Source organism: Bifidobacterium phasiani, assembly GCF_019331775.1.
Lineage (GTDB): Bacteria > Actinomycetota > Actinomycetes > Actinomycetales > Bifidobacteriaceae > Bifidobacterium > Bifidobacterium phasiani.
This window is the reverse complement of sequence record NZ_JAHBBD010000042.1, coordinates 1-4711: the sequence shown is the minus strand read 5'-3', so window position 1 is coordinate 4711 and position 4711 is coordinate 1. Positions and strand designations below refer to the sequence as shown.

The 4711-nt window shown below is 69.1% G+C and carries 7 protein-coding genes; all 7 read right to left on the bottom strand.

Features of this window, described 5'->3' with window-relative positions:
- The coding region (locus KIH73_RS10655; protein WP_219083340.1) for an HK97 family phage prohead protease at positions 1–452 on the bottom strand (452 nt) is incomplete at its 3' end.
- Between the two features lies 1 nt (position 453).
- Positions 454–1572 (bottom strand): phage portal protein, encoded by a 1119-nt coding sequence (locus tag KIH73_RS10650; RefSeq protein WP_219083338.1) that lies wholly within the window; start codon positions 1570–1572, stop codon positions 454–456.
- Positions 1573–1649: 77 nt separating this feature from the next.
- Complete coding sequence (locus KIH73_RS10645) at positions 1650–3086, bottom strand: hypothetical protein (protein WP_219083336.1); 1437 nt, start codon at positions 3084–3086, stop codon at positions 1650–1652.
- Positions 3083–3385 carry a hypothetical protein gene (locus KIH73_RS10640; protein ID WP_219083334.1) on the bottom strand — a complete coding sequence of 101 codons (303 nt, stop codon included), beginning with the start codon at positions 3383–3385 and terminating at the stop codon, positions 3083–3085. Before KIH73_RS10640 ends, KIH73_RS10645 begins: the two co-directional genes overlap by 4 nt.
- A gap of 138 nt (positions 3386–3523) precedes the next feature.
- Complete coding sequence (locus KIH73_RS10635) at positions 3524–4177, bottom strand: HNH endonuclease signature motif containing protein (protein WP_219083332.1); 654 nt, start codon at positions 4175–4177, stop codon at positions 3524–3526.
- A complete protein-coding gene (locus tag KIH73_RS11250) occupies positions 4174–4404 on the bottom strand; it encodes a helix-turn-helix transcriptional regulator (protein ID WP_420830237.1) in 231 nt (76 codons plus the stop codon). The genes KIH73_RS10635 and KIH73_RS11250 overlap by 4 nt, the downstream gene beginning before the upstream one ends.
- The coding region (locus KIH73_RS10630; RefSeq protein ID WP_219083330.1) for a hypothetical protein at positions 4401–4711 on the bottom strand (311 nt) is incomplete at its 5' end. The genes KIH73_RS11250 and KIH73_RS10630, both read right to left, overlap by 4 nt.

Genomic DNA, 4711 nt, shown 5'->3' with positions numbered 1-4711 from the left:
GTTATGGTGGCGTTCTTGTAGGCCGGCATGCCGGTCACGGCGACCTCCATGAGGGTCACGCGGCGCCGGTGGATCAGCCCGTCGCGGTCGATCTTGTCCTCGTTCGGGATGAACCCGACCGACATGCTGTCGATCGCCCCGTCGCGCATGAGCTGCGCGATGTCCCGTCCCTCGGCGGTGTCGGAGATGTGCGCGTCCATCCACAGGCCGTCGTCGCGCTGGTCGAACCCGGTCGCCAGTCCGATGACGTGGTCGTGGTCCAGGGTCAGCTTCACGCTGTCCAGCCCGTCGAACACGCAATCCCTGTCGAACGTCTCGGTCCCGGCCCATCCGATGTTGATGACGTCGCCGAACGGGACGGCGCGGCCCGTGATGTCCAGTCCCTTGCCGTCCTGCGAGGTCCGGCACTCGAACCTCATGGTCAGGGTCCGGCGTTCCACCTGTTCGCTCATGTCATGCCTCCACTTCGTTGGTCGGAGCCGCCTGCGATACGGCCGCCGGCGGCATGTTCTCCCATTCGCGGGCCTCGTCCAGGGTCATCAGCCCCATGTCCACCGCGATCTTCAACGCCTCCCAGCGGCTCTTCGTGTCCGAGCGGCGCGCCTTGTTCCAGTCCATCGCGATGTGCTGGCGCGCGGGCACCAGCTGGGAGAGCGCGTCGCAGATCGGCATCGCGTACGCCTGCAGGGTGTAGCTGCTGAACTCGATCCAGCTCTGTTCGATGTTCTGGTAGGTCAGCGAGCTGCCCTCGACCGAGGCCAGGAGCAGGTTCGCGGGGATGCCGAGCATGCGGGCGACCTGGGTGGTGTCGAAGTTGCGGGACTGGATGAACTGCATGTCCTCCGGGCTCAGCGTGTACCGCTGGTAGCTGCTGCCCTTGCCGAGGACCAGCGGGGTGCCGGCCCTGACGGCCATGACCTTCTGCTTGACGGCGTCGGCCGTCTCGTCGGTCAGGTAGTCGTCCACCTGGACCACGGCCGACGCGGCGCCGCTCTCGGTGCGCCAGTTGCTGGCGTATTCGGCGGTCTCGGCCATGCCCTGCAGCTCCATGCGGGCCATCGTGATCGGGCCGACGCCGCGCAGCATGCCGGGCAGCACGATGAACTTCCGGTGGATCACCTGGTCGGGGCCGAACTCCACGCCGCGCCATGAATAGCGGATGTCCCTCACGGTCGGGTCGGCGCTCATGTCGGTCACGGCGACCTCGGCGGCCGGCAGCAGCCTGGCGCCGACCTCGAACCCGCCCACATGCTGGCGCAGCATGAAGATGTTCCCGTTGAACGCGAGGTCCGCGACCATCTGCGCGATCATCTCGCCTCGGGGCGTGCCCGGATCGGGGTCGCGGGCTATCGTGCTCATGCGCACGCGGCGCCCCTCGTCGTCGCGCTGCACCAGCGGCAGCGACCTGATGGCGGTCTCGATGATCTGCACGCCGCGGCATACCGGGATCATGGCCATCGGGTCGCCCGTGACGGCCGGCCGGGGCGGCGGGACCACGCCCGGCGACGGGCCGTCCCCCTGCGCCGACCTGACGAGCCCGAACGACTCCCTGATGCGGTTGATGATTCCCATGGGACCACATCGTGCCCGTCCGGCACGGCCCGCGTCCAATTAACTCGTCAGGAGTCGTCAGGAGTCGTCAGGAGTCGTCAGAACACCTGCACGGGGTGCGTGGGCGGCAGGTGCCGGCATCCCCACACGGCGAGCTGCATGGCCTCGACCGGGCTGATGTCGCCGGGCGACTGGCGTCGGTCCAGGTACCAGGTGTCGCCGGACCAGCGGCGCACGGCCACGCCCACGGCCTTGTCCAAGGCGGGACTGGGGTGGTGGCGGACGGCCTGGTTGCGCATCAGGTCGAGCATGGACGGGCCGGTGGCTGCCATGTCGGCGGCGGTCATGTCCGCGATGCGCGTGTCGGGATGATAGGCCGCGAGCTGGTCCGCGATGATGCTCGCCGGTCCCTTCCGGTCGAGCCATACCGGCAGGCCGTGCGGCTCGGCCAGTCCTGCCACCATGTCGGCCGCGCCGATCGTGCCGGGGATGTGGCGCAGGAGCCGCGCCGCCGCGATGCCGTCCCGGCCGGTCCAGGCGACGACGATGCTGGTCGCGGCCTGGTCGATGTCCACGGCCACGCCCAGCGCCGCATGCGCCATATCCGGCGTGTCCCCGTCGCAGACGCCGGCCTGCCAGATGTCGTCCGTGTAGACGCGCTCCAGCGCGCCGTCGTCGCGGATGTTGCAGAACGCGCGCCGCCAGCCCGCGGGATCGTTGCGGAACTCGTCGCGGAAACCGCGCAGCTGCCGGCGGGTGAACAGGTGTCCGGCGCCGGGGTGCGACGCCCACACGGCGTCCAGGTCCTCGGGGTCGGCGTCCAACGGCAGCCCGTAGTCGATGACGGCCCAGCTGTCCGGGCACTGACCGCGACGGCACTCCGACAGCAGCGGGTTGAGGAACGTGCTATCCGCGGTGCCCTCGGTGCTCATGATCCACAGCTGGGGCTGCTGGCCGGTCAATTGGAGGCGGGTGATGGTCGTCGGGACGAACGCCTGGAGCAGGGCGCCGCCCTGCTGCGCGTTGAACGCCCACGCCTCGTCCAGGGTGATGCGGTCGCCCTGGAACCCGTGGCCGGAGCTGTCGGTCGGCGGCGACGGTTTGAACACGCTGCCGTTCTTCAGCCACAGGCCCATGTCGCCGGCCGTGTACTTCACGTCGGCTATGAGCGGGCGCAGCGCCGGAGACGCCTCCACGTCCTTGACGACCTGCTTGAAGTGGGCGACCGCGTCCGTGCCGCGCTGGGCGACGTACCATCCGATGCGGTTCGGGCCCATCAGCAGGCTGCGGATGTGTCCGGCCTCGTCGACGGTGGTCTTGCCGGCCTGGCGTGGGACCGTGACCACGACTCGGGGATGGGCCAGCACCTTGCGGCCCTGCTCGTCGACCCGGTACTCGCCGGCGATGTCGGCGACCAGTCGCTGCCATGGGATCAGCGGGTGGCCCAGCGCCTCGCTCACCACGCCGACGGCCGGCCCGTCCGTCGGCAGTGACGGGTCGCGTCCCGAGCAGTAGCGCGGCTGCACGTCGCTCACAGCCTCATCGCCTCCAGCAGCCTGGCCGTGGCCTCGTCGTCCTCCGGGGCCATGCTCTCGGCGTCCATCTGCCTCAGTTCCTTGACGCAGTCCAGCAGGGCGCTCATGTTCCTGCTGATCTCGCGGCCGCGTTTGGTCTGGCTGTCGATGTTCCTGGCCAGGCTCTCCATGCCGGCCATGATGACCTGCCTGTACGGGTCGTCCCCGCGCCCGTAGCCGTGCGTGAACTCGCGCACGGTCTGCTCCATGGGGCCGATGTCACGGCCCGTGTCCTCGTCCATACCGTCGAACATCGGCATGTTGCGCACCTTTCCGCGATTGTGATACGATTCAGGTGCATTTCGTTGAGATTCCGGGCGTTTCCGCCCGGAATTTTTTTATTTTCCGTCCGGAGAGAGACGAAAAAAGCGGCGGGCTCTTCCGTCGGACGCGCCAGCCTAAAAAACCAGACCCATCCGCCGCCAGTCGTCGTCGCGCGCCCGGACCGCCCGTTCGACGCCGCGCATCGAGACGCCCGACCGCATCCACGCGACCAGCGCCTTGAGCTCGCGGTCGCAACGCATGTCCCTGGTCGAACGCGCGTCCGTCACCTCGATGTCGTAGCCGAGGCGCAGCCACTCACGCCACTGCCCGGCCGCGATGGTCGCGGGCGGGCACAGGACCAGCGGCATGGCCTGCCTGATGCGCAGCGCACGGGCGGCGGCGCCCTTCCACATGGCCTCGGCCACGCTCCACGCGTCGTCGTCAAGGCCGTGACGCTCCGACACCACGCCCAGCATCCGCTCGAAGTCCAGCACCATCGCCGGCGCGCCCTTGCCCCACGTCATGCCGATGCGCGGCGAGGACATGAGCACATGCACCTCGACGCCCCTGCCCTGGATCAGACGGTCGGCCCGCAGGCTGTTGCAATGCCGGCACGCCGGCCGCAGGTTCCGCACGCTATCCGTGCCGCCCTTGCTGTACGGCAGCAGATGGTCCAGCGTGTCCGCACGGCCCGTGCACCCCGGGAACCTCAGCCAGCAACCCGTGCCGTACGATTCCGTCACCCTGGCCTTGACCGCCGGGCTGATGGCCTGTCGTCTCGTGCTCATCTCGCGCCCCCGTTCGTTCTCTGCCAACGGATGATGTCACCGGCCGCGTATCGGATAGTGCGCGGTCCGAACACGGTGGGAACCGGCCCGCGCCCGTCATGACGCATCCGGTCCAGGGTGCTCACGCTCACCCCGAGCATGCGCGCGGTCTCGGAACGGCTGTAATACAGCTTCCTCTCGGGCCCGTTGTCCACACGCCCGTCCACATGTCCACCACGCCGGCTCATAGCAGCGTCCCCTGCGACCCGACCGGCTGCGCGGAACGCTCGCGGCGCGGCATCGCGCGCAGCCGGTCGCACTGCTGCGCGACCCACCGCGCGAAATCCCTGGTGTCGCACACGTAATGCCCGTCCCGCCGATGCACCAGCAGCCCCTTGCTTTTCAACTGGGCCAGCTCGTAGCCGTGCGACAGGCCCAACGCGCCTTTCAGCTGATAGTCGGCCAATTCGGTGCACCCCGTGCGCGACGCCACGGCATCGACCGCCTGCCTGAACCCCTGCAGCAGCAGGATCGCGTCCACCGGATCGGCCCACC

Bases quoted from the DNA above. Each gene is read 5' to 3' on its own strand.
- KIH73_RS10650 (WP_219083338.1), bottom strand. From the start codon at position 1,572: ATGGGAATCATCAACCGCATCAGGGAGTCGTTCGGGCTCGTCAGGTCG.
- KIH73_RS10640 (WP_219083334.1), bottom strand. From the start codon at position 3,385: ATGCCGATGTTCGACGGTATGGACGAGGACACGGGCCGTGACATCGGC.
- KIH73_RS10635 (WP_219083332.1), bottom strand. From the start codon at position 4,177: ATGAGCACGAGACGACAGGCCATCAGCCCGGCGGTCAAGGCCAGGGTG.
- KIH73_RS11250 (WP_420830237.1), bottom strand. From the start codon at position 4,404: ATGAGCCGGCGTGGTGGACATGTGGACGGGCGTGTGGACAACGGGCCC.